General features: G+C 72.3%; 28 protein-coding genes and 4 tRNA genes. 23 read left to right on the forward strand and 9 right to left on the reverse strand.

The window, feature by feature from the left end:
• The first annotated feature begins 46 nt into the window (after positions 1 to 46).
• The 4 genes from AMK19_RS03245 to AMK19_RS03255 all read left to right on the forward strand — a co-directional run bounded on the left by AMK19_RS03245 (position 47) and on the right by AMK19_RS03255 (position 2,608).
• Positions 47 to 466 carry an SHOCT domain-containing protein gene (locus AMK19_RS03245; RefSeq protein ID WP_073807852.1) on the forward strand — a complete coding sequence of 140 codons (420 nt, stop codon included), beginning with the start codon at positions 47 to 49 and terminating at the stop codon, positions 464 to 466.
• Between the two features lie 389 nt (positions 467 to 855).
• Entirely contained in the window at positions 856 to 1,002 is a 147-nt protein-coding gene (locus AMK19_RS35810; RefSeq protein WP_158071858.1) for a hypothetical protein, read from the forward strand.
• 172 nt (positions 1,003 to 1,174) lie between these two features.
• Positions 1,175 to 1,615, forward strand: a complete 441-nt coding sequence (locus AMK19_RS03250; RefSeq protein WP_073807854.1) for a hypothetical protein — start codon at positions 1,175 to 1,177, stop codon at positions 1,613 to 1,615.
• 180 nt (positions 1,616 to 1,795) lie between these two features.
• Entirely contained in the window at positions 1,796 to 2,608 is an 813-nt protein-coding gene (locus tag AMK19_RS03255) for an SAM-dependent methyltransferase (RefSeq protein ID WP_274536946.1), read from the forward strand.
• A 9-nt stretch (positions 2,609 to 2,617) separates the two neighbouring features.
• On the opposite strand, the gene AMK19_RS03260 is transcribed toward AMK19_RS03255, so the two are convergent.
• Complete coding sequence (locus AMK19_RS03260) at positions 2,618 to 3,520, reverse strand: helix-turn-helix domain-containing protein (protein WP_073807857.1); 903 nt, start codon at positions 3,518 to 3,520, stop codon at positions 2,618 to 2,620.
• Positions 3,521 to 3,696: 176 nt separating this feature from the next.
• Complete coding sequence (locus tag AMK19_RS03265) at positions 3,697 to 3,936, reverse strand: DUF397 domain-containing protein (protein ID WP_073807859.1); 240 nt, start codon at positions 3,934 to 3,936, stop codon at positions 3,697 to 3,699.
• A 273-nt stretch (positions 3,937 to 4,209) separates the two neighbouring features.
• On the opposite strand from AMK19_RS03265, the gene AMK19_RS03270 reads away from it, so the two are divergent.
• Together AMK19_RS03270 and AMK19_RS03275 are read left to right on the forward strand one after the other, a co-directional pair.
• The gene (locus tag AMK19_RS03270) at positions 4,210 to 4,611 is read left to right on the forward strand and encodes a YccF domain-containing protein (RefSeq protein ID WP_073807860.1); all 402 of its coding nucleotides are present in this window, start codon (positions 4,210 to 4,212) and stop codon (positions 4,609 to 4,611) included.
• Positions 4,612 to 4,693: 82 nt separating this feature from the next.
• On the forward strand, positions 4,694 to 5,464 hold the full coding sequence (locus AMK19_RS03275; protein WP_073807862.1) for a phosphotransferase enzyme family protein: 771 nt from the start codon (positions 4,694 to 4,696) through the stop codon (positions 5,462 to 5,464).
• On the opposite strand, the gene mug is transcribed toward AMK19_RS03275, so the two are convergent.
• Positions 5,450 to 6,022, reverse strand: a complete 573-nt coding sequence (gene mug / locus AMK19_RS03280) for a G/U mismatch-specific DNA glycosylase (protein WP_073808353.1) — start codon at positions 6,020 to 6,022, stop codon at positions 5,450 to 5,452. The genes AMK19_RS03275 and mug overlap by 15 nt on opposite strands.
• 127 nt (positions 6,023 to 6,149) lie before the next feature.
• Between mug and AMK19_RS03285 the strand changes: the two genes are divergently transcribed.
• A complete protein-coding gene (locus AMK19_RS03285) occupies positions 6,150 to 6,587 on the forward strand; it encodes a hypothetical protein (protein WP_143200020.1) in 438 nt (145 codons plus the stop codon).
• Between the two features lie 76 nt (positions 6,588 to 6,663).
• Positions 6,664 to 9,957, forward strand: a complete 3,294-nt coding sequence (locus AMK19_RS37915) for an AfsR/SARP family transcriptional regulator (RefSeq protein ID WP_073807865.1) — start codon at positions 6,664 to 6,666, stop codon at positions 9,955 to 9,957.
• Between the two features lie 159 nt (positions 9,958 to 10,116).
• Here the strand turns inward: AMK19_RS37915 and AMK19_RS03295 are convergent, their stop codons facing one another.
• The 3 genes from AMK19_RS03295 to AMK19_RS03305 form a co-directional block, all read right to left on the reverse strand.
• Positions 10,117 to 11,649 (reverse strand): alpha/beta hydrolase, encoded by a 1,533-nt coding sequence (locus AMK19_RS03295; RefSeq protein ID WP_073807867.1) that lies wholly within the window; start codon positions 11,647 to 11,649, stop codon positions 10,117 to 10,119.
• Between the two features lie 158 nt (positions 11,650 to 11,807).
• Positions 11,808 to 12,392, reverse strand: coding sequence for a hypothetical protein (locus AMK19_RS35815; RefSeq protein ID WP_073807868.1), 585 nt, complete (start codon positions 12,390 to 12,392; stop codon positions 11,808 to 11,810).
• Between the two features lie 107 nt (positions 12,393 to 12,499).
• Positions 12,500 to 12,988 carry a YajQ family cyclic di-GMP-binding protein gene (locus AMK19_RS03305; protein ID WP_073807870.1) on the reverse strand — a complete coding sequence of 163 codons (489 nt, stop codon included), beginning with the start codon at positions 12,986 to 12,988 and terminating at the stop codon, positions 12,500 to 12,502.
• Positions 12,989 to 13,203: 215 nt separating this feature from the next.
• On the opposite strand from AMK19_RS03305, the gene AMK19_RS03310 reads away from it, so the two are divergent.
• Positions 13,204 to 13,284: transfer RNA gene (locus AMK19_RS03310), tRNA-Tyr, on the forward strand.
• A 72-nt stretch (positions 13,285 to 13,356) separates the two neighbouring features.
• Here the strand turns inward: AMK19_RS03310 and AMK19_RS03315 are convergent.
• Positions 13,357 to 14,607 (reverse strand): hydrolase, encoded by a 1,251-nt coding sequence (locus AMK19_RS03315; RefSeq protein WP_073807871.1) that lies wholly within the window; start codon positions 14,605 to 14,607, stop codon positions 13,357 to 13,359.
• Between the two features lie 516 nt (positions 14,608 to 15,123).
• Here AMK19_RS03315 and AMK19_RS03320 point away from each other — a divergent pair.
• The 8 genes from AMK19_RS03320 to AMK19_RS03355 all read left to right on the forward strand — a co-directional run bounded on the left by AMK19_RS03320 (position 15,124) and on the right by AMK19_RS03355 (position 19,833).
• A tRNA-Thr gene (locus AMK19_RS03320) sits at positions 15,124 to 15,196 on the forward strand.
• 42 nt (positions 15,197 to 15,238) lie between these two features.
• Positions 15,239 to 15,311, forward strand: a tRNA-Met gene (locus tag AMK19_RS03325).
• Positions 15,312 to 15,395: 84 nt separating this feature from the next.
• Positions 15,396 to 15,560 (forward strand): 50S ribosomal protein L33, encoded by a 165-nt coding sequence (gene rpmG, locus AMK19_RS03330; protein ID WP_006604855.1) that lies wholly within the window; start codon positions 15,396 to 15,398, stop codon positions 15,558 to 15,560.
• Positions 15,561 to 15,682: 122 nt separating this feature from the next.
• Complete coding sequence (locus AMK19_RS03335; RefSeq protein WP_073807873.1) at positions 15,683 to 16,144, forward strand: MaoC family dehydratase N-terminal domain-containing protein; 462 nt, start codon at positions 15,683 to 15,685, stop codon at positions 16,142 to 16,144.
• Positions 16,141 to 16,569 carry a MaoC family dehydratase gene (locus tag AMK19_RS03340; RefSeq protein ID WP_073807874.1) on the forward strand — a complete coding sequence of 143 codons (429 nt, stop codon included), beginning with the start codon at positions 16,141 to 16,143 and terminating at the stop codon, positions 16,567 to 16,569. Before AMK19_RS03335 ends, AMK19_RS03340 begins: the two co-directional genes overlap by 4 nt.
• 84 nt (positions 16,570 to 16,653) lie before the next feature.
• On the forward strand, positions 16,654 to 17,226 hold the full coding sequence (locus AMK19_RS03345; RefSeq protein WP_241844209.1) for a TetR/AcrR family transcriptional regulator: 573 nt from the start codon (positions 16,654 to 16,656) through the stop codon (positions 17,224 to 17,226).
• A gap of 133 nt (positions 17,227 to 17,359) precedes the next feature.
• Positions 17,360 to 18,736 carry an MFS transporter gene (locus AMK19_RS03350; RefSeq protein ID WP_241844242.1) on the forward strand — a complete coding sequence of 459 codons (1,377 nt, stop codon included), beginning with the start codon at positions 17,360 to 17,362 and terminating at the stop codon, positions 18,734 to 18,736.
• Positions 18,737 to 18,792: 56 nt separating this feature from the next.
• The gene (locus tag AMK19_RS03355; protein WP_073807878.1) at positions 18,793 to 19,833 is read left to right on the forward strand and encodes a UDP-N-acetylmuramate dehydrogenase; all 1,041 of its coding nucleotides are present in this window, start codon (positions 18,793 to 18,795) and stop codon (positions 19,831 to 19,833) included.
• On the opposite strand, the gene AMK19_RS03360 is transcribed toward AMK19_RS03355, so the two are convergent.
• Complete coding sequence (locus AMK19_RS03360; RefSeq protein WP_073807880.1) at positions 19,830 to 20,894, reverse strand: adenosine deaminase; 1,065 nt, start codon at positions 20,892 to 20,894, stop codon at positions 19,830 to 19,832. The genes AMK19_RS03355 and AMK19_RS03360 overlap by 4 nt on opposite strands.
• A 95-nt stretch (positions 20,895 to 20,989) precedes the next feature.
• Positions 20,990 to 22,228, reverse strand: coding sequence for a pyridoxal phosphate-dependent aminotransferase (locus AMK19_RS03365; protein ID WP_073807882.1), 1,239 nt, complete (start codon positions 22,226 to 22,228; stop codon positions 20,990 to 20,992).
• A 281-nt stretch (positions 22,229 to 22,509) separates the two neighbouring features.
• Here AMK19_RS03365 and AMK19_RS03370 point away from each other — a divergent pair.
• The 6 genes from AMK19_RS03370 (at position 22,510) to AMK19_RS03395 (ending at position 26,551) form a co-directional block, all read left to right on the forward strand.
• Positions 22,510 to 22,582: transfer RNA gene (locus AMK19_RS03370), tRNA-Trp, on the forward strand.
• 142 nt (positions 22,583 to 22,724) lie between these two features.
• Complete coding sequence (secE, locus tag AMK19_RS03375; RefSeq protein WP_073807884.1) at positions 22,725 to 23,084, forward strand: preprotein translocase subunit SecE; 360 nt, start codon at positions 22,725 to 22,727, stop codon at positions 23,082 to 23,084.
• Between the two features lie 178 nt (positions 23,085 to 23,262).
• Positions 23,263 to 24,147, forward strand: coding sequence for a transcription termination/antitermination protein NusG (gene nusG / locus AMK19_RS03380; protein WP_073807886.1), 885 nt, complete (start codon positions 23,263 to 23,265; stop codon positions 24,145 to 24,147).
• Positions 24,148 to 24,313: 166 nt separating this feature from the next.
• Positions 24,314 to 24,748 carry a 50S ribosomal protein L11 gene (gene rplK, locus AMK19_RS03385; protein ID WP_073807887.1) on the forward strand — a complete coding sequence of 145 codons (435 nt, stop codon included), beginning with the start codon at positions 24,314 to 24,316 and terminating at the stop codon, positions 24,746 to 24,748.
• A gap of 77 nt (positions 24,749 to 24,825) precedes the next feature.
• Positions 24,826 to 25,548, forward strand: a complete 723-nt coding sequence (gene rplA, locus AMK19_RS03390; protein WP_073807889.1) for a 50S ribosomal protein L1 — start codon at positions 24,826 to 24,828, stop codon at positions 25,546 to 25,548.
• Between the two features lie 151 nt (positions 25,549 to 25,699).
• Entirely contained in the window at positions 25,700 to 26,551 is an 852-nt protein-coding gene (locus tag AMK19_RS03395; protein ID WP_143200022.1) for a hypothetical protein, read from the forward strand.
• Positions 26,552 to 26,608: the final 57 nt, after the last annotated feature.

Raw genomic sequence — 26,608 nt, forward strand, 5'->3', positions numbered from 1 at the left:
GAGGCGCAGGGGCGTTCCGGCTGACTGTGCGCGGGATCGGAGCGTCATGGACTATCCGTTGCTCAACATTTTCTGGACGATGCTGGAGCTGTTCCTCTGGATCCTCTGGTTCTTCCTGCTGTTCAAGATCATCACGGACATCTTCCGGAGCCAGGACATGGGCGGCGGCGCCAAGGCGGGCTGGACGATCCTGGTGATCCTGCTGCCCTTCATCGGCGTCCTGGTCTATCTGATCGTCCGCGGCGGCTCCATGCACGAACGCGACGTCGACCAGGCCAGACAGGCCGACGCCGCCTTCCAGGCCTACATCCGCAAGGCCGCCGGCACCGCGCCCGCCGAGGGCGGCGACAAGCCGCCGGCCGCCACCGGGCACGTGGACGACCTCGCCAGGCTGGCCGAGCTCCGCAACAGCGGCGCGCTCACCGACGAGGAGTACCGGCGCGCCAAGGACAAGCTCCTCACCTGAGCGCGTTCGAGCGGCCCGCCCCGGCCGGGGCGGGCCTTTCGGCCTGCCCGGCAGAGGGGCGGATCGGCCGAATTCGAGCACAGTTCGACCGTTTCGGGGCGGTGATCGTCGAACGCTCAACCGGGGGGATTGCGCAGCTCAATTGACGGCAGATCGGCCGCTCGCGGCCGGTAGATTCTGCTGCAAGGCCACCCCCGGGAGCGGGGCTGCCCCGCCCGGTGCTGGCACACCGGACGAGGCGGTGCGGGCCGATCAGAGGAGGTAGCACACCTGTGAATGACCGACCCTCCCGGGAATGCTCGACGCTTCCCGAAGTTGCCCACGCTAGCAGGGCCGACGGCCCGGGCGTGGGATTGCGCAGACTTCGCGCCGTCCGTGGTGCGGCCCGGTTGCGGGCCCTGTTGGTGGTCCCGGTGCTGGTCTGGGCGGTCTCCGCCGCAGGCCCGATCGAGTGGGAGCGCGCCGCGCTGGTGCTCGGCCTGCTGCGGCTCTGCCGGGACGCCTACGTCGAGTGGTCCTGGGTCGACCTGCGCTGACCCGGTGGCGCACGTCCCGGCGTGCGCCACCCGCTCGATCCACTGCTTGACCCACTGCTTGACCCACTGCTCGATCCGCCGCTTGAGCCACAGCTTGAGCCACGGCTTGATCCACCCCACCCCACCCCGCCGCGCCCGCGCCCGAACTGGGCCGATGTCGAAGGAGCCCCGGGTGTCCCGTTCGCGCACACCGGCGACAGCCGACTCCGGCTACGCCGCGTTCGTCCAACTCCACCGCCACAGCTACCAGGCGTACGCCCGGGCCCGGCTCGGCGACGGCGTGCTGGCCTGTCGGGTGGTCGAACAGGTGCTGCGCCGCGCCGAGTTGAGCTGGACGCAGGCGCTGCACGACGACCCGGCCGCGTTCACCTGGCGGGTGCTGTGCGACAGCGTCACGCTCGCCGGCCGGCAGACCGGCGACCTCCGGCTGGACCGGCTGCACCGGGCGCTGCCCGACCGGGTCGCCGACGCCGCGCTGCTGCACCAGCGGCTCGGTATGGCGCCGCGCGAGGCGGCCGGGCTGATGGGGCTCCACGAGCCGCAGCTGCACGTCCAGTTGATGGCGGCGAGGAGGCTGCTGGCCGATGGCGGGACGGAGGGTGCCGAGGCCTGAACCGGGCGCATGGCGCGCGGCTCCGTAGCGCATGACGGGGCTGCATTCGCCATGCTTCGCCATACTCGCAAGGGTTGTTTCACCCTTGCGAGTACTTTCGCATGCCGCGTGCCGTCAAAGATGTGACGTTCCATCAGAATTGCTGCGGCGGAGCGGAGTTCGAGCATGGGGGTCAGTGGCGTGACCGAGAGCGCAGGAGCGTTTCCGCAGTTCGACCCGGACCGGCCCAGTACGGCGCGGATGCACGACTGGCTGCTCGGCGGCCGGAACAACTACGACTCCGACCGGTTGGCCGGCGAGGAACTGCTGCGGATCGCGCCGAGCGCCCGCGAACTGGCCCGGAGCAACCGGGCGTTCCTGGTCCGGGCAGTCGGGCACATCGCCACCCGGTACGGCATCCGGCAGTTCCTCGACCACGGCTCGGGCCTGCCGACCCGGCAGAACGTGCACCAGGTCGCCCAGGCCGTGCACAGGGATTGCAAGGTCGTCTACATCGACAACGACCCGATGGTGCTGTCCTACGGGCGCGCCCTGCTGGACGAGAACCCGAACGTGACGATCCTGCCCGCCGACCTGGTGGAGACCGAGGACATCCGGGCGGGCGTGCAGGGCCGGATCGACTTCTCGCTGCCGGTCGCCGCGCTGTTCGTCTCCGTCCTGCACTGCCTCCCGGACAGCAAGGACCCGCGCGCGGTCATCGAGCGCACGGTGCGTCAACTGGCGGCGGGCAGCGTGGTGGTGGCCTGCCAGCTGGTCAGTGGGAGCGCCCGGATCCGCCGGCAGGTGACCGGCCTGATGGCCGAGCGGACCGGGGGACGGTGGGGGCGGGTGCGGACGGAGGAGGAGGTCCGGCGCTTCTTCGACGTCGACCGGCTGACCGTCCAGGAGCCGGGGCTGCTGGACGTCGCGCGGTGGATGCCCGAGGACGTGCCGCAGATCCGCCGGGTCGACGATGACTGGGTCGAGTTCGGCGGGCTGGCCACCGTGGAGTGAGCGGGCGGGCTACAGGTGTGAGCGGTGGGCCTTCAGAGCCTCGGTGATGAGGCGGCGGCTGTCCTCGCGGCCCGGTGCCAGGCGCGCGGCCGTGTCGATCACAAACCGGAAGTCCCGGAACTCGTCGGAGGAGGTTTCGCCGTCGAGCGGGCCCCGGTAGTAGTCGCCGCGCCCGGCCCACTCGTTGTAGATCACCGACGGCACCGCGAAGAGCTGGTCCTCGAAGTCCAGCCGCGTCACCGAGGACACCTGCAGGGCGAGCGGCAGATCCATCGGGATGATGCGCACGCCGATCCGGGACGTCTCGGCGTAGGTGAGCAGCAGCTCCAGTTGCTCCACCATCAGCTCGCGCGAGCCGATCACCTGGCGCAGCACGCTCTCCCGGAGGAAGAACACCGAGCTCGGCGGCTTCGCGGCCAAGAACCGGCGGGTCCGCTCGGTGCGGAGTTCGACCACCCGCTCCGCCAGGCGTCGCTGGCTGGGCAGCAGGGTCCATTCGGTGACCGCCGTGCGGTAGGCGTCGCTCTGCAGCAGGCCCGGGACGAAAGCGGTCTCCACCGAGTAGAGGCTGGTGGCCCGGCTCTCCAGCTCGCTCAGCCGCACCATCGACTCGGGCACCGCGTCCCGGTAGGCGGTGCGGAACGAGGACGCCCAGCCGGGGACGGAGGCGTCCCGCGCCAGGCTCATCAGCTGGTCGAACTCCGGCCCGGCCGGCACCCCCAGCTCCTTGAGGATCAGCGCGATCGCCTCGGGCTTGTCGATCCGGACCGCGCCCGCCTCGATCCGGGAGTAGAGCGTGGGGGAGTAGCCGGTCTTCTTGGCCAGCGAGTTCTGCGGTCGGCGGCCGCGGAGCGTCTTCAGCCGTGCGCCGAGCAGCAGGGCCGGCAGCGGCCAGGAATCGCCCTCGGTCACTTCGGGCTGCGGTCGCCGGAACGGAACGATGTTCCCGCTGTCCCCATCACGTCCGGTTGCGGACATGAAATCCCCCCTGAGCCAATTATTCCAACCTTTTTGGGAAGGAGAGAATAGCTGATCCAAGGGGGACGTGGCGACAAGCCCATGAAATGGAAAGTCGTCAGCTAGTGCGATTAGATGGCCATGTGATCGAATTCGCCGTTACGTGCTCCGTCGAGGTATGCGGCGATCTCCTGGATGCTGAAGATCAGCGCCGGCCCCGACGGGTCCAGGCTGTGCCGGACGGCGACCCGGCCGTCGTCCATCTTGCGCATCTCCACGCACTGGCCGACGTTCGAGCTGCGCCGGGCCTTCACCCAGGGCGTCTTCGCCTCGATCAGGTCCGCCGCCATGCCGTTGGTGTACTCGCTCATACCAGGCACCTCCTGTTGATGGGGGCCGCGCCGACGGAGCCCCTCCGAGTGTCCGGAGGGGCTCCGGTGGGTGGCCCTGCGCAATCCCGCGCGAAATTGCGCGGCTCGGGCGAGACGAAATCATTCACTGTCGGAATCGGGGCGCGCCATTCCCTGATGGAGTGAATCGCGGCAATATTTGAACACTTGTTATCAGAGCCTGATCGAATCAACTGCGTGATGCGGCGTCGCGAGGGGTCGACCGGTGCGGGCCGACCGTGGGACGCTGGAGGCATGAAGCTGATCAACTTCCTGCTCAACGTCATCTGGCTGCTGTTCTGCGGCCTGTGGATGGCGATCGGGTACGCCCTCGCCGGGATCATCTGCTTCGTGCTGATCGTGACGATCCCGTTCGGCATCGCGTCGTTCCGGCTGGCCGGGTTCATGCTGTGGCCGTTCGGCCGGACCACCGTGGTGCGGGCGGACGCCGGGGCGCCGTCCTGCGTGGGGAACGTGATCTGGCTGGTGTTCGCCGGGTGGTGGCTGGCGATCGGTCACATCGTCACGTCCATCCCGCTGTTCCTGTCGATCATCGGCATCCCGTTCGGCTGGGCGAACCTGAAGATGGTGCCGATCTCGCTCACCCCGCTCGGCCGCGAGGTGGTCAGCTCCGACGAGGGCTTCGGCGCCCGCTGATCGGAAAAGCGGTTGGCAGCCGCTCGGGGCCGGGGTAGAACCGTCCGGTCCGGGAAGGCTGTGGCGGCGGAGGAGCGGGTGCATGGCGGAGCGCGAGATCCTGGTCGGCGGCGTCAACCGGGTGGAGCGGGTCGGTGATCGCGTGCTGCGGCCGACCGGGCCCTGGTCTCCGGCCGTGCACGGGCTGCTCGGGCACCTGCGGGCGAACGGGTTCACCGCCGCGCCGGCGTTCCACGGCCTGACCGCGGACGGGCGGGAGATCCTCGACTTCCTGCCCGGCGAGGTCTCCGACTACCCGGCCACCCCCGCCGCCGCCTCCCGCACCGCGTTGCTGAGCGCGGCCCGGGTGCTGCGGGCCCTGCACGACGCCACCGCCGGATACACGGCCGAGGGCTGGATGCTGCCCGTCCGCGAACCCGTCGAGGTGGTCTGCCACGGCGACTACGCCCCGCACAACTGCGTGCTGGACGGCGAACAGGTGGTCGGCGTCATCGACTTCGACACCGTCCACCCCGGCCCCCGGCTGTGGGACGTCGCGTACGCGGTCTACCGCTGGACGCCCACCACCGCCCCCGGGAACGCCGACGGCTTCGGCACCCCGGACGAACAGGCCGCCCGCGCACGGGAGTTCTGCGACGCGTACGGGCTCGACGCGGCCGGGCGGGCCGGGCTGGTGGACGCGATCGCGGCCCGGCTGCACGCGCTGGTCGACCACATGCGGGCCGAAGCCGCCGCCGGCAGCGCCGCGTTCGCCTCGCACCTGGCCGACGGGCACCACCTGATGTACCTGTCCGACGCCGCGTACGTGCTGCGCGAGCGCGACCGCTTCGAGCGGGCGCTACTCGACGGCTGACGCCGCCAGGTGCTCGCGCAGGGTGCGGAACTCGGCGGCGATCCCGTCCAGCGTGTAGTGCGCGTTCAGCCCGCTCGGGTTCGGCAGCAGCCAGACCTCGGTGTCGCCGATGCCCTCCGGCTGCCGGCCGACCGCCGCCTTCGGACGGCCGAACGCGGCCCGGTACGCGCCGATGCCGAGCACCGCGAGGGCGCGCGGCCGCAGCCGCCGCACCCGGGCGGCCAGTGCCTCGCCGCCGGCCCGGTACTCCTCGGCGGTCAGTTCGGCGGCCTTCGCGGTGGTCCGGGCGACCACGTTGGTGATGCCCAGCCCCAGCGCGAGCAGCTCGTCCTGCTCCTCGGGCCCCAACTGCCGTGGCGTGAAGCCGGATCGGTGCAGGGCCGGCCAGAAGCGGTTGCCCGGGCGGGCGAAGTGGTGGCCGGTGGCGCCCGACCACAGGCCGGGGTTGATGCCGCAGAACAGCACCGTGAGGCCCGGCCCGGACACGTCCGGGATGGTGGTGTCCTGGGCGGCGGCGAGCTGTTCGGGGGTCGGGCGGGGCCGGGGAGTGCGGGTCACCCGGACCACTCTGCCGCACCGCGTCGGCGGGCGCGCGTACTTGATACGTTCATGCCCGGTATATCGGATGGATAGCCAGTTCGATTGTTTTCCAGACCTGATGACTTTTGGGACGGAGAATGGGGTGGTGCCATACGAACTGAACGCCCTGATCGCCACCGATGAGCTGATCACCGTCGTGGCGGCCGAACTTCCGATCGCGCGGATCACCCGCCTGCCCCACGGGCTGGCAATGGTCCCAATGACGGACGCACTCCACGACGCGCTGCAACAGCCGTCCAACGCGCCCGACTACGACTTCAAACGATTTCCCTCCGGATTCGCCCGGCGGATCGCCGGCTGGTCCAAGGCCGCACCGATCGCCTTCGCCGAGATCGACGCCGAACACCCCACCGGTCGGCGCGCCGCCCTCTGGTACGACGGCCACATCACCCTCGGCCCGCTCACCCCCGCCGACGGCGCGCCGCTCGCCCGGATCCTGCACGCCCTCGACATCCCCGCCACGGCCCTGCCCGACGTCACCGCCGCGCTGGACGCCCACCGCACCGCCCCGCCGGAGGACTGACCGGGACCGGCCGTGGATGCCCCCGCCGGACGCGCGAGAATGATCACCGTCGGGCGGGCGAACGGGGGCGGACACGGTGCGGATCAACGTTCTGGGGCCGCTGCAACTGGTGCACGACCACGGGCCGGCCGACGGGCCCGGCGGCGCCCGGCTGCGGCTGCTGCTGATCCGGCTCGCCCTCGACCCGGGACGGGTGGTCACCCGCGAACGGCTGATCGACGACCTCTGGGGCGACACCCCGCCCGACGAACCCGTCGGCGCCGTGCAGTCGCTGGTGTCCCGGCTGCGCCGCACACTCGGCGAGGACCGCACCGCGATCGGCTCGCACCCCGCCGGCTACCTGCTCGACCTGCCCCGCCGGCACGTCGACGCCTGGGAGTTCGAACAGCGCGCCGCCACCGGACGGGCCGCCCTCGCGGCCGGCGAACACGCCCGCGCCGCAGCCGAGTTGGACGCGGCCCTGAACCTCTGGCGCGGAGCACCGTTCGCCGACGCCGCAGCCGCCGAATTCGCCGCCGCCCCCGCCGCCCGACTCGCCGAACTGCGCCTCGCCGCCGTCGAGGACCGCGCCGACGCGCTGCTCGCGCTCGGCCACCCGGACGCGCCGCCCCGCCTGGTCGCCGAGCTCACCGGACTCCGCGTCGACCACCCCCTGCGCGAACGGACCGCCGCCCGCCTGATCCGCGCCCTGCACGCCAACGGCCAGAGCGCCGCCGCGCTGGAGGTGTTCGACCGCACCCGGCAGACGCTGGCCGAGCAGCTCGGCGCGGACCCCTCCGCCGAACTGCGCGACGCCCACCTGCACGTCCTGGGCGGCACGTCCGCCCCGGCCGCTGCGCCGCTCGCCGCGCCGCTCGCCGTGTTGCTCGCCGCGCCGGTCTCCGCCCCGGTCGAGAGCGCCGCGCTGCCCGTGCCGTTCTCCGGGCTGCCCGCCCAGCTCTCCGGGCTGATCGGCCGGGACGCCGACCTGACGGCCGTCCGGGACCGCCTGCGCCGCTCCCGGCTGGTGACGCTCACCGGGCCCGGCGGCGTCGGCAAGACCCGCCTCGCCCTGGCCGCCGCCGCCGACCCCGCCCCCGCCCCCGCGGACGTCCGACTCGTCGAACTCGCGGGCGCCGACGGCCCCGACGGGCCGGCCCGGGCCGTGCTGAGCGCACTGTGCCGCCCCGCCGACACCGGGGCGCTCACCGGCGGCCTGCCCACCGGCGAACCGCCCGGCGACACCACCGGGCGAATCGTCCGCGCGCTGGAGGGCCGCGACGTCCTGCTCGTCCTCGACAACTGCGAACACCTGATCGCGGACGCCGCCCGGCTCGCCCACCGCCTGCTCGCCGCCGCGCCCCGACTCACCGTGCTCGCCACCAGCCGCGAACCGCTCGGCGTCCCCGGCGAGACGCTCTGGCCGGTCCGGCCGCTCGCAGTCCCCGAACCCGGCAGCACCCCGCAGCAGGCCCTCGCGCACCCCGCCGTCGCCCTCTTCGTCGAACGGGCCGCCGCCGCCCGCCCCGACTTCACGCTGAACGACGACACCGCCGAACCCGTCGTCCGGATCTGCCGCGCCCTCGACGGCCTCCCGCTCGCCCTCGAACTCGCCGCCGCCCGGCTGCGCACCCTCACCCCCGACCGGATCGCCGCCCGCCTGCACGACCGCCTCCGCCTGCTCGACCGGGGCCCGCGCACCGCACCCGACCGGCACCGCACGCTGCGCGCCGTCATCGACTGGAGCTGGGACCTGCTCGACCGGGACGAACGCGTCCTGCTGCGCCGGCTCTCCGTCTTCGCGGGCGGCGCCACCCTCGGCGACGCGCACACCGTCTGCGCCGCCCACTGGCCCACCGGACCGGCCCCCGACTCCGCCGCCGTCGAGGACCTGCTGTCCGGGCTCGCCGACAAGTCCCTGCTGGTGACGGCCGGTTGGGGAGCGGGCCCGGTCCGCTACCGGCTGCTGGAGACCGTCCGCGCGCACGCCGCCGAACGGCTCGCCGAGGCCGGCGAGCACGACCGCACCGCCGCCGCCCACCTGCGCTGCTTCCTCGACCTCGCCGAACACGCCGAACCCCTGCTGCGGACCGACCGGCAGACCGCCGAACTCGCCCGCCTCGACGCCGAACAGGACAACCTCGACGCCGCACTCCACCGCGCCGTCACCGCCGGACCGCCCGACCACGCCCTGCGGCTGGCCGCCGCCCGCACCTGGCCCTGGCTGATGCGCGGCCGCGCCCACGAGGCCGGCGAACAGGCCGCCGCCGCCCTCGCCGCGCACGGCGCCACCCCGCCGCCGCCCGGCCTCGAACAGGACCACGCCCGGTGCGTGATCCTCGACCTGCTCACCGCACCGCTCCGCGACGCCGGCCCCGCCCTGCCGCCCGAGGCGCTCGGCCCGGCTCTCGCCGCCGCCCGGGACGCCGACCACCCGGTCGCCCTCGCCGCCGCCCTGCTGCTGGCCGCCGGCGGACCGCCGGGCGTGACCGCGCGGCAGTACTGCGCGCACACCGACCCGTGGGTCCGCTCCGCCGCTCAACTCGTGCTCGGGCGGGTCGAGTTGAGCGAGGGACGGGTCGCCCCCGCCGAAGCGTGCGTGCGCACCGCGGTGGACGGCTTCCGTGCCCTGGGCGACCGCTGGGGGCTGGCCCTCGCCCTGGTCACGCTCGCCGCGCTGCTGTCCGTCACCGGCGCGGCCGAGGAGGCGCTCGCCGCGCTCGACGAAGCCGCCCTCCTCGACACCGGGACGGGCGGCACCGGCGAAGCACCCGTGGCGCTGCTGCTGTCCGGGCGCCTCCACACCCGGAACGGAGACTTCGCCGCCGCCCGGGCCGACCTCGAACGCGCCCGCACCACCGCAGAACGCGCCCACGACCCGCACCTCCAGGCCGCCGCCCACTACGCACTCGCCGAACTCGCCCGCCGCAGCGGCGACCCGACCGCCGCGCTGGCCGCCCATCGGCACACCCTGCACCGCCTCGAACAACTCCCCGCGGCCGGTCCCACCGCCCCCACCCGCCTCCACCTGCTCGCCCTGACGCACACCGGCCTCGCCCGCACCCACCGGCAGCTCGACGACCGGGCCACCGCCGCCGAACTGCACCGCAGCGCCCTCCAGTTGGCCGCCACCAGCCAGGACCGCCCGGTCCGCGCCGACGTCCTGGAGGCCTGGGCAGAACACCGCCTCGCCCTCGACGACCCCGCCCGTGCCACCACCGCGCTGGCCGCCGCCTACGCCCTGCGCGGCGGCCACGACGCCGGCGACCCGGAGCTCCGCACCGCCCTGAACACCTGCGCCGCCACCCTCGGGGACGCCGCGTTCCGGGCCGCGTGGGATTCCGGGCTGGCACTGACCGATCCGGAGGGCTTCGCGCAGGAGACGGACTGACGGACTGACGGACTGACGGGGACTCCGGGGCCGGCCTCCGTTCGGAGTGCGCGGCCGCCGCGCGGGCGGGCGTACTGCACGGGCCTGGCTCCGGGCGGCGACTTGAACGGTCGCGGGATGTCGTCCCGCGTTCCTCAGCCCCGCCCGTTCCGCCGGCCGTCAGCTCCGGTCGAACGGCCGCTGGTTCGGCATGCAGACCGTGCCCGGGCGGGGCAGGGCGCCGTTCAGCAGGTAGCGGGCCTCGTAACGGGCCGCGCAGTCGCTCGGGTTGGCCAGGACGGTGTGGCCGAAACCGTCAACCGTCAGCAGCCCGGCCCGGCCCAGGGAACGGGCCATCGCCTGCGAACCCTCGTACGGCATCGCGGGGTCGCCGGTGTTGGCGACCACCAGGACCGGCCGGGCGGTCCGGTGGTTCCACGGGCCGTCGTACCGGTCGCCGTCGCGGGCCGGCCAGTCGGCGCAGCGCTCGTCGGCCCAGGCGAACCAGGGGCCGACCGCGCCCGCGCGGGCCCGGGCGAGTGCCGACGCGGCCCGCGCGTCGGCCGGTGGCGGGGCGCTGTCCGAGCACACCACCGCCAGCGCCTGGTCCGGCGACGGGTGGGCGACCGGCGGCAGGGGTGCGTCGGGTGCGTCGCCCGCCGTCCACAGGGACTGCAACAGCGCGCCGAGTTGCGCCCAACCGGTGCCGGGGACGCCGGGGACGGGAGCCGCGGCGTAGAGCGAGACGATCGTCGCCTCCACCGTCGCGCCCTCCGTGAACGCGGTGCCGCCGAGCACCACCGGCCGGTCCCGCAGTTGGGACAGCAGCTCGTCGTACCGGGCCCGGGTGGCTGCGGGCGTCCCGGCGGAGAACGCGCACCCGGCGGGGCCGGCCTGGCCGCAGGCGTCGAGGAAGGCGTCCAGCACCCGCCCGGCGGCGACGTCGCTGCGGTTGCGCAGCAGCGGCCCGAGGCCGGCGTCTGCGTCCCGCCCGGTCGACCAGGCCGCCGGGTCCGGGGCGCTGTCCAGCACCATGGCCCGCACCCGGCCCGGGAACAGGTTGGCGTAGGTCGCGCCGAGGTAGCTGCCGTACGAGGAGCCCAGGTAGGTGAGGTCCCGGTCGCCGACGGCCTGCCGGAGCAGGTCCAGGTCCCGGGCCACGTTCGCGGTGGACAGGTGCGCCACCAGTGGCCGGGTCGCGCACTGCCGGCCCAGCCGGCGGTACGCGTCCGTCCAGGACTGCTGCTGCGCCGCGCCCGCCGGGAAGCCGGCCGGGGTGCCCGCCAGCAGGGCCTGCTCGTCCGCCGGGTCGTCGAAGCACTGGACGGGAGCGCTGCCACCGGTGCCGCGCGGATCGAAGCTCACGATGTCGAAGCGGTCCCGGACCTCCTGCGGGAACCGGTCGAGCATCAGCGGCAGCGCCGCCGTCCCCGGCACGGCCGGACCGCCCGGGTTGTAGAACAGCGACCCGATCCGGTGCGCCGGATCACCCGCCGGATGCCGGACGACCGCCAGATCGAGCCCGGCCCCGCGCGGCTCGCTGTAGTCCACCGGCACCCGGACGCTCGCGCACTGGAAGCCCTCCGCGCACGCCGTCCACGCCAACCGGGCCACGGTCTGTGCCACCGCCCCGGCCGGAGCCGTCGCCCCCAGCAGCGCGGCCACGGCGACCCCCGCCCCCAACCGCCACGCAACACGCCCACGACGAGCCATCCGAAACGCCCTCCCTCCAACGGCCGGCCGGTCGCCCGCGCCCCTCGGTCGCAGCGTCCCGCCCGGCACCCCGGACGTTTCCGCACCCCGCTGCCGGACCGCTGGCATTCCGCTGGCAGGGTGCCCGGCCGGGTCGGACTGCGGAGAGCCGCGCCGGATCAGACCGCGGAGATCCGCCCGGCGAGCTCCCGGTACCCGACCGGGTCGCCGCACAGCCGCCGCACGGTGGCGAGGCCGGCGCTGTCCCGCCCGTTCGCGACGTCCGCGCGGGAGGTCACGTAGAAGCTCCACTGTGCGACGTCCAGCGGGTCGTAGTCGGCGTGGCTGAGAGCGGTGTGCAGGGCGAACACGTAGACGTCGGCGTTGTACGAGGGCTCCGCCGCAGTGCCCTCCTCGGGAGTCCAGACGCGTCCACGCAGCCGGGAGAACTGGATCCGCGACAGCGCCCGCTGGCCCCAGACCTGCAGATAGGCGCTGGTCTTGACCTCGATCCGGAGCCCGCCCGGGGCCGGCACGTCGAAGCTCTCCCACTCCTGGTTGCGGGTGGTCGCGCCGACCGCCCGGTGCACCAGGAACTCCGCGAGCAGCCCGCGGGTGGTGTTGGTCCGCAGGTCGGGCATCGCGTACCGCCAGAAGTCCAGCACCGAACCGGCGTCGCCGCCCCGGAAGACCTCGCTCCCGTCGAGCGGCGCCAGAGCGGCCGGCGCGAGCCATCCGTCGGGAAGGGGCAGGCCGTGTGTCATCTCCCCACCCTGGCACGGCAGATGGGCCCGCGAACGCCGGGAGGGCGCACCGGTTCTCCGGTGCGCCCTCCCGTGCCGGCCCGGCCGGTGGTGCTACTGCCGTTGCGTCAGCGGTAGTTGACGTACTGCAGGGCGAACTCCAGGTCCTTGCCCTTCAGCAGGTTCTGGACCGCCTGGAGGTCGTCGCGGGACTTCGAGGTGACCCGCAGCTCGTCGCCCTGGACCTGGGCCTTGACGCCCTTGGGGCCCTCGTCGCGGATGATCTTCGCCACCTTCTTGGCATCCTCGGTGGTGATGCCCTCCTTGATGTCGGCGAAGATCTTGTACTCCTTGCCGGACAGGTGCGGCTCCGCCGCGTCCAGCGCCTTCAGCGACAGCCCGCGCTTCACGAACTTGGTCTGCAGCACGTCCAGGATCGCCCGGACGCGCTCCTCGCCGTTGGCCTTCATCTCGATCTTCTCGCCGGTCCGCTTGATCTCGGCGCCCACGTTCTTGAAGTCGAAGCGGGTGGCGATCTCGCGGGAGGTCTGGTTGATCGCGTTGTCGACCTCCTGCCACTCGACCTTCGAGACGATGTCGAAACTGGAGTCGGCCATGGGTGTTGGTCTCCTTGAACTACTGGCTGCACGGTCTGCGCCACCCGCCTCCGGCGGGCGACGCCCCAGCCTATCCAGCCCCCCGCACGCCCGCCCGCAACAGCTCGCGCCCCGACCTTGATCATCACGTGATGAAACGAGTGGCGGACCACCCCCCAACATCGGGTATCGTTTACGACGTCGAACGGGGCAGTGCCCCGCGAGACACCATCCCTGGCTGGTTGCCCGAGCGGCCAAAGGGAGCAGACTGTAAATCTGCCGCGCAAGCTACGCAGGTTCGAACCCTGCACCAGCCACTGGATAGTGAAACAGCCCCCGAGCTGCGGAAACGCAGACCGGGGGCTGTTTCGTGTGCCGGTCCGGAGGGATCAGCCCGGGTGGTTCTGGCGGGGGAGGGCGAGGGCGACGGTGTCGGCGAACTCGCGGACGGCGCTGGTGCGGGAGACGATGCGGCCGCAGTGGACGACCAGGCGGGAGTGGCCGCCGGCGAAGGCGCCGACGAGGCTGTCGCCGCGGACGGCGAGGAGTTCGGCGGGGAAGCCGGCGTCGACGCGGACGGGGGGCAGGCCGAGGGCGGCGCGGGCCTGGGTGGAGACGGCGTCGTAGGCGGCTTCGGGGGAGAGCGCGCCGCCGGCGGCGAGCAGCCGGGCGGTGTCGAGGGGGTCGGCCCGGCCGACCGGATTGGCGGCGTCGCGGAGGCTGCCCGCGCCGGCCGTGAGGGCGACCCGGGCGTGCGCCAACTCGCGGACCAGGGACGGGCGCAGCCCGATGGGCGGGCCTTCGAGGCCGGTGCAGCCGCCGTTCTGCGGGAGGCAGGCCACCCGCACCCCGGAGTTGGCGAGGACGGTGGATCCGCCGGGCGGCAGCGCGCTGCACGGTCCGAGGGTGACCCGCGGCCGGTGCGGGGCGAGTGCGGCGACCAGACGGGCGAGCTGGGTCGGGTCGGCGGCGTCGGTGTGCAGGTCGACGGGGCAGTCGGCGTCGGCGGCGGCGGACAGCAGGACCTGGACGTAGCCGACCGGGTCGGGGTCGAGGTCGGGGCAGCCGCCGGCCGCGTCCGCGCCGAGTTTGAGCGCGTCGCGCAGTTGGGCCCGGCCGTCCGCGCCGGCCAGGCCGGTGAGCAGTCGGGGCATCGCGACGGTCTGGAGTTCGGCGAGCCCGCGCAGCGACTGACGGGCCGTGAGGACGGCCTCCAGCCGCCCGAGTCCGTGCACGTCGCCGATCCGGACGTGGGTGCGCTGGGCGGTGGCCCCGTAGCCGAGCGAGGTGAGCGCGGCCTCGGTGACCCGGCGGACCAGGTCGGCGGGCCCGTCCGGGGAAGGGCCGGGCAGGGCGGCGGAGAACGCGTTGTCGTAGTGCGCGTGCGGCTCGGCGGGGGCGGGCAGCAGCAGGTAGCCGGAGAGGTCGATGCGGGCGCCGGTGGTGACGGTGGGCTGGCCGGGCATCGCGGGCAGCGGGCCGAGGCTGCCGACGGTGCCGACGGCCTGGATCCGGTCGCCGCTGATCCGGACGTCCACGACCTGGCCGTCGACCAGCCGGGCTCCGGTGAGCAGCAGGACCGGCCCGTGCCCGAGGGGGTTGGGGGCCGGCGGGCGGTCGCCCTCGCTGCGTTCGCTCATCGGCCCGTTTTCCTCCAGTCCCGTTGACCGCCCGGCGGCCCTGGGGCCGGGTTGCGGAGGCCGGTCTGCGGCGCATCCGCGAGAGGTCAGTGACGGTCGAGCCTAGGGCCTGTCCGGCCGATCCTGTCGGATCAGCGCGCGGCGGCGGGCGCCCGGCTGGGCGTGCCGGCGAACCGTCCTCGTACTGGGTGTACTTGGACGTTCGGCGGCGCGCCCGTGGGGGGCACCTCCCGGCCCGCCAGGGCCGGGAGCGGACGATCCGGCTTCGCGCGCCCGGCAAGATCGGCCGGACAGGCCCGAGGGGGAGCCCGGCCGGGACGCTCGGCCCCCGGGCCGTCGCCCGGTGTCGGTGGAGTCCGTGGCCCGAGGGGGCTTCGCGGAGGGCGTTGCGGTTGCGGCGAGGCTCGAACGGGTGTCGGGCGACGGGCCGTCAGTGCGGCCCCGCCGACCTGCGGAGATCGGCCGCGGATACGGATTTCACCTCTGGCCCGGAACCGTGTAATCTCTTCCTCGTTCGCCCCTATAGCTCAGTCGGTAGAGCGTCTCCATGGTAAGGAGAAGGTCTGCGGTTCGATTCCGCATGGGGGCTCTGGTGAAAGGTTCCTCGCCTCGGTGGGGTTCCGCTCATCAAAGCGGTGTAGCTCAGTTGGTAGAGCAAGCGGCTCATAATCGCTGTGTCACCGGTTCAAGTCCGGTCACCGCTACTCCGCGTAGTCGATCGGGGGATGCAACTCCCGATCGGCTACTCTTGTCTGTGTTCTTATTCGTTGTCCCAGGAAGGCACTCCCGTGGCTGCCACCGACGTCCGCCCGAAGATCACGCTGGCCTGCGTGGAGTGCAAGGAGCGGAACTACATCACCAAGAAGAACCGGCGTAACGACCCGGACCGTCTTGAGATGAAGAAGCACTGCCCGCGTTGCAACTCTCACACGGCGCACCGCGAGACCCGCTGACTTTGCCTCGACTCCAGGCCGCACCCCACCTCGGGGCGCGGCCTGGAGTCATTTCTGCATGACGGACCGGACGGGCCGGACGGACCGGACCGGCCGAGGTCGAACCACCGGAGGAGTTGCCCATGCCGCTCGACCCTTCGTTCATCGGGCGGACCTACCCGCCCACCGCGCCGTACGAGGTCGGCCGGGAGAAGATCCGCGAGTTCGCGGCCGCGATCGGTGACGCGAACCCGGCGTACACCGATGCCGAGGCGGCCAAGTCGCTCGGCCACCCGGACGTGATCGCCCCGCCGACCTTCCCGTTCATGCTGTCCTTCCAGGCGGCGGCGCAGGTGGTGAACGACCCGGAGCTGGGGCTGGACTACAGCCGGGTGGTGCACGGCGACCAGAAGTTCGTCTACTCCCGCCCGGCGCGGGCCGGTGACCGGCTCTCGGTGACGATCTCGATCGACGCGATCAAGTCGCTGGCCGGCAACGACGTGCTGACGGTCCGTGGCGAGGTGCACGACACCAGCGGCGAGCACGTGGTGACGTCGATCATGACGCTGGTGGCGCGCGCCGCCGACGAAGCCGGGGAGGAGTGACCGTGGCGGTCCGCTTTGACGAGGTCCAGGTCGGCACCGAGCTGCCGGCCCAGTCGTTCCCGGTGACCCGGGCCGCGCTGGTCCAGTACGCGGGAGCGTCGGGGGACTTCAACCCGATCCACTGGAACGAGAAGTTCGCCCTTGAGGTCGGCCTGCCGGACGTGATCGCGCACGGCATGTTCACCATGGCCGAGGCCGCCCGGGTGGTCACCGACTGGGTCGGCGACCCGGCCGCGGTGGTCGAGTACGGCGTCCGCTTCACCAAGCCCGTGGTCGTCCCGAACGACGGCGTCGGCGCGGTGATCGAGGTCACCGGCAAGGTCGCCGCGCTGCTCGACGACAACCGGGTGCGGGTGGACCTGGTGGCGACCAGCGCCGGCCAGAAGGTCCTGGGCATGTCCCGGGCCGTCGTGCAGCTGGGCTGAGAGCACGTACCCCCGGGGCCCTGCCGGGCGCCCGGGGTTCCGGCCGCTTGCCAAAGTTATTGGCCAATCACTAATCTCTTCCGCATGGCCAGGAACAGTATCCGGATGTCCGCCGAGGAGCGGCGCGAGAGCGTCGTCCGCGCGGCCATGGTGGAGTTCGCCCGGGGCGGGTACCGGGGCACCTCCACCGAGGCGATCGCCCGTCGGGTGGGTGTCTCGCAGCCGTACCTGTTCCGGCTCTTCCCGAACAAGCAGGCGATCTTCGAGGCGGCCTGCGAGTACTGCATCGAGGAGACCTGGCGGGTCTTCGACCGCGCGTCGGAGGGGCTGACGGGGGAGGCGGCGCAGGACGCGATGTCGCGCGCGTACGTGGATCTGATCGAGGACCGCGAGCAGGTCATGATGCAGATGCAGATGTACGTGTCGGTGTTCGCGGCGGAGTCGACCGGCGACGTCCAGGTCGGCGAGACGGCCCGGGCGGCCTGGCTGCGGCTGTTCGAGCGGATCGAGGAGCGGATCGGTGGCAGCCGCAAGGAGGCCACCCAGTTCATGGCCTACGGCATGCTGATCAACACCCTGGTAGGACTGGGGTACCCGAAGGATCATCGGATCTGGGCCGAGTTCGAGGGGTACGGCAAGCAGGCCGGGGGCTGCTGAGGCGCTCCGCCCGGGTGGCGGCGCGCCCTTTTTTCGGCCCACGAAAGTTATTGATCAATCACAACCTAGGGGGAAATCCATCGTGAACAGGCAAGCCGTCTGGACCCTGGTGGTCGTCAGCACGGCCAGCTTCATGGCGGGGCTGGACAACCTGGTGGTCACCACCGCACTGCCCGCGATCCGCGCCGACCTGGGCGGCGGCCTCGCCGACCTGGAGTGGACGGTGAGCGCCTACACCCTGACCTTCGCGGTCCTGCTGATGCTCGGCGCGGCCCTCGGCGACCGGTTCGGCCGCCGCCGGATGTTCCTGATCGGCCTGACCGTCTTCACCTCCGGCTCGGCCGCCGCCGCGCTCGCCCCGAACATCGGCGCGCTGATCGCCGCCCGCGCCGTCCAGGGTGCCGGCGCGGCGATCACCATGCCGCTCACCCTGACCCTGCTGGCCGCCGCCGTGCCCGCCGCCAGGCGCGGTGCCGCGATCGGCATCTGGTCCGCCGTCGGCGGACTTGCGGTCTCGGTCGGGCCGCTGATCGGCGGCAGCCTCACCGAGCACTTCTCCTGGCAGTGGATCTTCTGGGTGAACGTCCCCGTCGGCCTGGCCCTGCTGCCGATCGCCCGCGCCAAGCTGGCCGAGAGCCGCGGCGAGAACCCCCGGCTGGACGTCCCCGGCACCCTGCTGGTCAGCGTCGGCCTGTTCGGCATCGTCCTCGGCCTGATCCGCGGCAACCCCGACGGCTGGACCGACCCGCTCGTGCTCACCTCGCTGATCGGCGGCGTCCTGCTGCTGCTTGCCTTCGTCGGGTACGAGCTGCGCTGGGCGCAGCGGCCGATGCTGCCGATGCGACTGTTCCGCAACCGGGCGTTCAGCGCCGTCAACTCGGCCAGCCTGCTGATGTACCTCGGCATGTTCGGCTCGACCTTCCTGATCAGCCAGTGGTTCCAGGGCGTCGGCGGCTACAGCCCCGAACAGGCAGGCCTGCGGATGCTCCCGTGGACGGGCATGCCGCTGCTGGTCGCCCCGCTCGCCGGACTGCTCGCCGACCGGATCGGCGGTCGGCCCCTGGTCGTCGCCGGCCTCGCCCTGCAGGCCCTCGGGCTCGCCGGATACGCCCTGCTGATCGACCACTCCGCCGGGTACGGGCAGCAGGTGCCGATCCTGATGGTCTGCGGCATCGGCATGTCGCTGTACTTCGCGCCCACCGCCAACCTGGTGCTGGCCAGCGTCCGGCCCGCGGAGCAGGGCATCGCCTCCGGCGCCAACAATGCGATGCGCGAGGTCGGCGGGGCGCTCGGGGTGGCCGTGCTGTCCGCCGTCTTCTCCGCACAGGGCGGCTACGACAGTGCCACCGCCTTCACCGACGGCATCGTCCCCGCGCTGGTGGTCGGCGCCGCCGTGGTCGCGGCCGGATCCGTAGTCGCGGCGCTCGTCCCGAGCCGGCACGGCATGCGGGTCCCGGTGAAGGTCGCCGACCACCCCGTCCCGGCCGCCGCCGAGGTCGCCCGCTCCTGAACCGGCCCGCCGCAGCGACCGCCCGCCGGGTTCCGGCGGGCGGTTACGCTGGGGCGGTGATTGAGCAGATGGACGCACCGCTGGCCCCGTTGACGACGCTGCGCCTCGGCGGCCCCGCCCGCCGACTGGTGACGGCCGAGACGGACGCCGAGGTGGTCGCCGCCATCCGCGCCGCCGACCGGGCCGGCGAGCCGCTGCTGGTGATCGGCGGCGGCTCCAACCTGGTGATCTCCGACGCCGGCTTCCCCGGCACCGTCCTGCGGATCGCCACCACCGGCTTCACCCTGGACGGCACCCTGCTGGAGCTCGCCGCCGGCGAGGTCTGGTCGGACGCGGTGGCCCGCACCGTAGACGCGGGCCTCGCGGGCATCGAGTTCCTGGCCGGCATCCCGGGCTCGGCCGGCGCGACGCCCGTACAGAACGTCGGCGCGTACGGCCAGGAGGTCGCCGAGACCATCACCGAGGTCGTCGCCTTCGACCGCCTGCTCGACGAGACGGTGACGCTGGCGGGCGCCGACTGCGCCTTCTCCTACCGGCACAGCCGCTTCAAGGCCGACCCGGACCGCTACGTGGTGCTGCGGGTCCGCTTCCGGCTCGCCGACGAGGGCGGCCTGTCCTCCCCGGTGAAGTACGCCGAGGTGGCCCGCTCGCTCGGCGTCGAGGCCGAGCAGCGGGTGAAGCTCGCCGAGGCGCACGCCGAGGTGCTGCGGCTGCGGGCCGGCAAGGGCATGGTGCTCGACCCGGCCGACCACGACACCTGGTCGGCGGGCTCGTTCTTCACCAACCCTGTCCTGACGGACGCTCAATTCGCCGACTTCACCGCCACGTTGGGCGAACTCAAGGCCCCCGGCTACCCGGCCGGCGAGGGTCGCACCAAGACCTCCGCGGCCTGGCTGATCGACAACGCGGGCTTCCGCAAGGGCCACGGCGCCGGCCCCGCCACGCTCTCCACCAAGCACACCCTGGCCCTCACCAACCGCGGCTCCGCCACCACCGAGGACCTGCTCGCACTGGCCCGCGAGGTGCGGGACGGCGTACGGGCGGCCTTCGGGGTGGACCTCGTCAACGAGCCGGTGATGGTCGGCGTCAGTCTCTAGAGCGAAACCGCCTCGCGCCGGCCCGAAAGCGCCGGTGCGGGCTCGTTCACCAGCCAGGCGTCGATGTCCGCCAGCAGGTCCTTGACGACGTGCTCCGGCGCCCGCGAGGAGCGCACCGACTGCCGTGCCAGCTCGGCCAGTTCGGCGTCGGTGAAGGCGTGCGACTCGCGGGCCAGCGCGTACTGGTCGGCCAGCCGGGAGCCGAACAGCAGCGGGTCGTCGGCGCCCAGCGCCAGCGGCACCCCGGCCTCGAACAGGGCGCGCAGCGGGACGTCCTCGGGCCGCTCGTAGACACCGAGTGCGACGTTCGAGGCCGGGCAGACCTCGCAGGTCACCTGCCGGTCGGCGAGCCGCTGCAGCAGTCGCGGGTCCTCGGCGGCCCGCACGCCGTGGCCGATCCGCCCGGCGCCCAGGTCGTCCAGGCAGTCGCGCACCGAACCCGGCCCGGCCAGCTCCCCGCCGTGCGGCGCGGCCAGCAGTCCGCCGGCCCGCGCGATCGCGAACGCCCGGTCGAAGTCCCGTGCCAGGCCCCGCCGTTCGTCGTTCGACAGGCCGAAGCCGATGACGCCCTGATCGGTGTAGCGGACGGCCAGCCGGGCCAGCGTGCGGGCATCCATCGGCGACCTCATCCGGTTCGCGGCGACCAGCACCCGGATGCCCACCCCGGTGGCCTCGGAGGCCTCCCGGACGGCGTCCAGGATCAGTTCCAGGGTGGGGGTCAGCCCGCCCAGCAGCGGCGCGTACGAGGTCGGGTCGACCTGGATCTCCAGCCAGCGGGAGCCGTCGGCGCGCTCGTCCTCGGCGGTCTCCAGGACCAGCCGGCGGATGTCGGACTCGTCGCGCAGGCAGGACCGCGCGGTGTCGTACAGCCGCTGGAACCGGAACCAGCCGCGTTCGTCGGTCGCCCGCAGTTTCGGCGGATGGCCCGAGCTCAGCGCCTCCGGCAGCCGGATGCCGTTCTTGTCGGCGAGTTCGAGCAGCGTCGCGGGGCGCATCGAACCGGTGAAGTGCAGGTGGAGGTGGGCCTTCGGGAGGCTCCGGACATCACGCAGGCGATCCATTCACCGATCCTGCCGCATAACCGCCCGAAACCGGAACCGCCCCCCGTACCTCGCCCGAACGGGTGAGGTGCGAGGGGCGGCAGGAGCCCGGAAGGTCAGGCGCGGGCCTCGCCCAGCAGCTTCTGCATCCGGCTGACGCCCTCGACCAGATCGGCGTCGCCCAGCGCGTACGACAGCCGCAGGTAGCCCGGGGTGCCGAAGGCCTCGCCGGGGACGACCGCGACCTCGGCCTCGTCCAGGATCAGCGCGGCCAGCTCGGCGGAGGTCTGCGGGCGCTTGCCGCGGATCTCCTTGCCCAGCAGCGACTTGACGGACGGGTAGGCGTAGAACGCGCCCTGCGGCTCGGGACAGTACACGCCCTCGATCTCGTTCAGCATCGCCACGACGGTGCGGCGGCGACGGTCGAACGCGGTCTTCATCTCGTCCACCGCGGACAGGTCGCCGGCCACCGCCGCCAGCGCGGCGCGCTGCGCCACGTTGGAGACGTTCGAGGTGGCGTGCGACTGCAGGTTGGCGGCGGCGGCCACCACGTCCTTCGGGCCGATCATCCAGCCCACCCGCCAGCCGGTCATGGCGTAGGTCTTCGCCACGCCGTTGACCACGATGCACTTGTCGGCCAGCTCGGGCAGCAGGGCCGGCAGCGAGGTGAAGGTCGTGTCGCCGTAGACCAGGTGCTCATAGATCTCGTCGGTGAGCACCCACAGGTTGTGCTCCAGCGCCCAGCGGCCGATCGCCTCGGCCTCGGCCTCGGTGTACACCGCGCCGGTCGGGTTGGACGGCGAGACGAACAGCACCACCTTGGTGTTCTCGGTGCGCGCGGCCTCCAGCTGCTCCACCGAGACCTTGTAGCCGCTGGTCTCGTCCGCGACGACCTCGACCGGGGTGCCGCCGGCGAGCTTCACGGCCTCCGGGTAGGTGGTCCAGTACGGGGCCGGGATGATCACCTCGTCGTTCGGGTCGAGGATCGCGGCGAAGGCGTTGTAGATCGCCTGCTTGCCGCCGTTGGTCACCAGCACCTGCGAGGCGTCCACCTGGTAGCCGGAGTCGCGCAGCGTCTTGGCGGCGATCGCGGCCTTCAGCTCCGGCAGGCCGCCGGCCGGGGTGTAGCGGTGGTTCGCCGGGTCCTGGCAGGCGGCGACGGCCGCGTCGACGATGTAGCCGGGGGTCGGGAAGTCGGGCTCGCCGGCGCCGAAGCCGATCACCGGACGGCCGGCCGCCTTGAGGGCCTTGGCCTTGGCGTCGACCGCGAGGGTGGCCGACTCGGCGATGGCGCCGACCCGGGCGGAGACCCGGCGGTTCGCGGGGGAGACGTTCTCGGGGGTGGGTGCGCTCATGTCTTGCATGGTCCCAGACCGCACAGGCGGCGGGCATCGCGGTTCCACCATGCGTACCGGCGCGTTCCATCATCCGTACGCCGCGGCCGAACGGGTGAGCTCCCGCCGCCGGCCGGGTGAGCCCGTCGGGCGGATCGCGGTGAATGAGGTTCGACCAATCGGCGAAGAACCCGTACACTCACTGCTCGATGGCTCCCAAGTGCGGATCCTTCGGCCGGGTACACCACACGGCCGGGTGGATACGGTAGGTTGGGGCCAACGACGGAGCCGCAAGGTTCCGAAGGGCACTAGCTCAATTGGTAGAGCACCGGTCTCCAAAACCGGCGGTTGGGGGTTCGAGTCCCTCGTGCCCTGCAGCTCGATTCGTTCCAAGCCCGTTCGCTCCGAAGAGCGAGCGGGCTTGATGCGGAGAGGGCCCCGCCCAGCACTGCTTTCGCCGGATCGCCCGTGCACCAGGCACGGTAGCTCCGCAGGACCCGGATTCAGGTGAGGACGAGTGACGGAGACCACGGGCTCCACCGCAACGCCTGAGAGCGGCAACCCCGAGGGGGCCGACGCGGCGGACGAGACCACCGCGGACGGCAAGCTGTCCCGGCGTGAGCGTCGGCGTGCCAACAAGGCGTCCGGCGACGAGGGTGGCAAGAAGTCCGGCAAGCGGGCCAAGAAGGGCCCGTTCGCCCGCATGGGCATCTTCTACCGCCAGATCATCGCCGAACTGCGCAAGGTCGTCTGGCCCACCCGCAGTCAGCTGATCCAGTACACCACCGTCGTGGTGGTCTTCGTGATCGTGCTGATGCTGCTGGTCGCCGGTCTCGACTGGGTCTTCGCCAAGGGAGCCTTCTGGCTCTTCGGCTGACGCCCGATCAGTCCGACCGAAACCGGGATCCCCGCGGAACCCGCACCGATACTCCACCCCGACCCGGGCCGAACTCCTCGGCCCGGGTCGAGCTGTCGGCGCGAACGGCCGTGGGCGACTACCGTTGAGTCGGTACTGTTGAGGTATCCGTTCCACAACCAGGAAAGAAGCAGCGACCGTGTCTGAGTCCCCCCTGTACGACGCCGACGAGACCGTCCGCGAGGCGGATGTCGCCGCCGAGCTGGACGCGGCCGAGGCTGCCGAAGCCGAGTCCGCCGAGGAGATCGTCACCGGCGCGGACAGCGACGAGGACGAGGTCGAGGTCGCCGACGAGGTCGAGGCGGGCGAGTCGGCCGAGGTCGAGGCCGTGCACGAGGTGGACGACGAGACCGCCGAAGAGACCGCCGACGAGACCGTCGAGGTCGCCGAAGAGGCCGCCGAGGTCGAGGAGGTCGAGTCCGACCCCGTCGCCGAGTTCCGCGAGCAGCTCCGTCGCGCCCCCGGCGAGTGGTACGTCATCCACACCTACGCCGGCTACGAGAACCGCGTGAAGCAGAACCTGGAGCAGCGCTCCGTCTCGCTGAACGTCGAGGACTACATCTTCGAGTCCCAGGTTCCGCAGGAGGAGGTCGTCCAGATCAAGAACGGCGACCGCAAGACCATCCGGCAGAACAAGCTCCCCGGCTACGTGCTGGTCCGCATGGACCTCACCCCGGAGTCCTGGGGCGTCGTGCGCAACACCCCCGGTGTCACCGGCTTCGTCGGCAACGCCTACGACCCGTACCCGCTGACCCTGGACGAGGTCGTCAAGATGCTCGCCCCCGACGTCGAGCGCGCTGCCGCCAAGGAGGCCGGCAAGGCCTCGCCGGTGCGCCCGGTCGAGGTGCAGGTGCTGGACTTCGAGGTCGGCGACTCCGTCACCGTCACCGACGGTCCGTTCGCCACCCTGCAGGCGACCATCAACGAGATCAACCCCGACTCGAAGAAGGTCAAGGGCCTGGTGGAGATCTTCGGCCGGGAGACCCCGGTCGAGCTCTCCTTCGACCAGATCCAGAAGAACTGACCCACAGGTCTCCGGTGCCGGGGCGGGGCGAGAGCCTTCGCCCCGGCACCGTTTTGGTCCAGCACCGCATCAGCGGTTAGCCTGGTCCGATGTCTGTCCTGGCAGTCGGGTTTCGCCCCGGCGCCGGGTAGCTCAGTAACCACCTCTCGGAAGGACCCGGAGAGACATGCCTCCCAAGAAGAAGAAGGTCACGGGGCTTATCAAGCTCCAGATCAACGCCGGTGCGGCCAACCCGGCCCCGCCGGTCGGCCCCGCGCTCGGCCAGCACGGCGTCAACATCATGGAATTCTGCAAGGCGTACAACGCGGCCACCGAGTCGCAGCGCGGCATGATCGTGCCGGTGGAGATCACGGTCTACGACGACCGTTCCTTCACCTTCGTCACGAAGACCCCGCCGGCTGCGCGCCTCATCCTGAAGGCCGCGGGCATCGACAAGGGCTCCAGCGAGCCGCACAAGACCAAGGTCGCCAAGCTGACCTCGGCCCAGGTGCGCGACATCGCCACCACCAAGATGCCCGACCTGAACGCCAACGACCTGGACGCCGCGGAGAAGATCATCGCCGGCACCGCCCGGTCGATGGGCATCACCGTCGAGGGCTGACCAGCCCGTACGTCCACCGTGGTAGGGCCAGCGCGGCCCGTGAATACCACGAACTCCATTAGTTACTAGGAGCAGCAGTGAAGCGCAGCAAGGCCCTCAAGGCCGCGGACGCCCAGGTCGACCGCGCCCGGATCTACGCCCCCCTCGAGGCCGTCCGCCTCGCCAAGGCGACCTCCGTCACCAAGTTCGACGGCACCGTCGAGGTCGCCATGCGTCTGGGCGTCGACCCGCGCAAGGCCGACCAGATGGTCCGCAGCACCGTCATCCTCCCGCACGGCACCGGTAAGACCGCCCGGGTCCTGGTCTTCGCGAACGGTGAGCGTGCCGAGGCCGCGCGTGCTGCGGGTGCCGACATCGTCGGCTCGGACGAGCTGATCGACGAGGTCGCCAAGGGTCGCCTGGACTTCGACGCCGTCGTCGCCACCCCGGACCTCATGGGCAAGGTCGGCCGCCTGGGCCGCGTGCTCGGTCCCCGTGGCCTGATGCCGAACCCGAAGACCGGCACCGTGACCCCGGACGTCGCCAAGGCCGTCAACGAGATCAAGGGCGGCAAGATCGAGTTCCGCGTCGACAAGCACTCGAACCTGCACCTGATCATCGGCAAGGCCTCGTTCTCGGACGAGCAGCTGGTCGAGAACTACGCCGCGGCGCTGGACGAGATCCTGCGGGCCAAGCCGGCCGCCGCCAAGGGCCGTTACCTGAAGAAGATCGCCTTCTCCACCACCATGGGCCCCGGCATCCAGGTGGACCCGAACCGCACCCGCAACCTCCTCGTCGAGGAGGACCCGGCGGCGGTCTGACCCCAGGTCAGTTCCCCACGCGGTCAACTCGCCGGGCCCGCACCCCTCTTGGGGTGCGGGCCCGGTGCCTTTTGTCCGGCGCGTGCCGAAAGGCCATCGGATAGAGTCCGATGGCCTTTCGACATGAGAATCGGATAAGAGGGGGACTCTCGTGCGTGCACTGCGTACCGTTGCCGTGGCCTGCCTGGCGGCCGGCCTGTTGACCGCCTGCAGCAGCTCCGGATCGAGCAGCACCACCGCGGACGGCAAGCCGAGCACCGGCGCCTCCGCCGCCGCGTCCGGCGCGGCCAGTACGGACGGCTCGGGCAGCAAGGGCGGTGCCAAGCTCGGCGCCAAGGAGGCGCTGCTCGCCTCGGCCGCCGTGATGGAGAAGGCCGGCAGCGCCAAGCTCACCGTCAGCGGCGGTACCGAGGGCACCGGCGAGTTCGTCTGGAAGGCCCCGAAGTCCTTCCTGCTCAACACCAAGTCCGACGGCGAGGACGCCAAGGTCCTCTTCGTCGGCGACGTGATGTACGTCGGCGTCGGCGCCGACATGGCCGAGGCGGCTGGCGGCAAGACCTGGATGAAGATCGACCCGAAGGCCGCCGCCCAGGGCGCCCCGGGCGGCAGCGACGCGGGCGGCTTCGCGACCACCATGGAGCTGATGGACCCTGCCGTGCAGCTGGCCGTCGCCGCGCCGACCGCGACCGAGGCCGGCACCGAGTCGGTGGCGGGCCAGAGCACCACGCACTACCGCAGCGACGTCCCGGTGGACGCGCTGGTCGAGAAGATGCAGCTGGCCGCGGAGCTGAAGACCCAGGTGCTGGCCGAGCTGAAGAAGAAGGGCTCGACCGTCACCACCGAGTTCTGGATCAACGCCAAGGGCGAGGTCGTCCAGCAGTCCAGCACCGGCCTGTCGACCGGCGCCGCCAAGATCCTCTACGGCTCCCTCGGCTCCGTCCAGCCGACCAAGGCCCCGGCCGACTCCGAGGTCTTCTCGCTGGCCGATCTGCTGAAGCAGTGATCCCGGTCCCGTCCGGCCCGGGGCAGCTGCCGGGCCGGACGGGACGCGTGACAAGGT

It is taken from the genome of Kitasatospora sp. CB01950 (assembly GCF_001905465.1).
GTDB lineage: Bacteria > Actinomycetota > Actinomycetes > Streptomycetales > Streptomycetaceae > Kitasatospora.

What these genes read in the sequence shown, in the direction of transcription:
- AMK19_RS03265 (WP_073807859.1), bottom strand. Translation starts at nt 3,936, where the DNA reads ATGAGCGAGTACACCAACGGCATGGCGGCGGACCTGATCGAGGCGAAG.
- AMK19_RS03275 (WP_073807862.1), top strand. Translation starts at nt 4,694, where the DNA reads ATGGCGGAGCGCGAGATCCTGGTCGGCGGCGTCAACCGGGTGGAGCGG.
- AMK19_RS03245 (WP_073807852.1), top strand. Translation starts at nt 47, where the DNA reads ATGGACTATCCGTTGCTCAACATTTTCTGGACGATGCTGGAGCTGTTC.
- AMK19_RS03360 (WP_073807880.1), bottom strand. Translation starts at nt 20,894, where the DNA reads ATGGATCGCCTGCGTGATGTCCGGAGCCTCCCGAAGGCCCACCTCCAC.
- AMK19_RS03305 (WP_073807870.1), bottom strand. Translation starts at nt 12,988, where the DNA reads ATGGCCGACTCCAGTTTCGACATCGTCTCGAAGGTCGAGTGGCAGGAG.
- AMK19_RS03350 (WP_241844242.1), top strand. Translation starts at nt 17,360, where the DNA reads ATGGCGGGGCTGGACAACCTGGTGGTCACCACCGCACTGCCCGCGATC.
- rplK (WP_073807887.1), top strand. Translation starts at nt 24,314, where the DNA reads ATGCCTCCCAAGAAGAAGAAGGTCACGGGGCTTATCAAGCTCCAGATC.
- AMK19_RS03270 (WP_073807860.1), top strand. Translation starts at nt 4,210, where the DNA reads ATGAAGCTGATCAACTTCCTGCTCAACGTCATCTGGCTGCTGTTCTGC.
- AMK19_RS03315 (WP_073807871.1), bottom strand. Translation starts at nt 14,607, where the DNA reads ATGAGCGAACGCAGCGAGGGCGACCGCCCGCCGGCCCCCAACCCCCTC.
- AMK19_RS03335 (WP_073807873.1), top strand. Translation starts at nt 15,683, where the DNA reads ATGCCGCTCGACCCTTCGTTCATCGGGCGGACCTACCCGCCCACCGCG.
- AMK19_RS03365 (WP_073807882.1), bottom strand. Translation starts at nt 22,228, where the DNA reads ATGAGCGCACCCACCCCCGAGAACGTCTCCCCCGCGAACCGCCGGGTC.
- AMK19_RS03295 (WP_073807867.1), bottom strand. Translation starts at nt 11,649, where the DNA reads ATGGCTCGTCGTGGGCGTGTTGCGTGGCGGTTGGGGGCGGGGGTCGCC.
- AMK19_RS03345 (WP_241844209.1), top strand. Translation starts at nt 16,654, where the DNA reads ATGGCCAGGAACAGTATCCGGATGTCCGCCGAGGAGCGGCGCGAGAGC.
- AMK19_RS35815 (WP_073807868.1), bottom strand. Translation starts at nt 12,392, where the DNA reads ATGACACACGGCCTGCCCCTTCCCGACGGATGGCTCGCGCCGGCCGCT.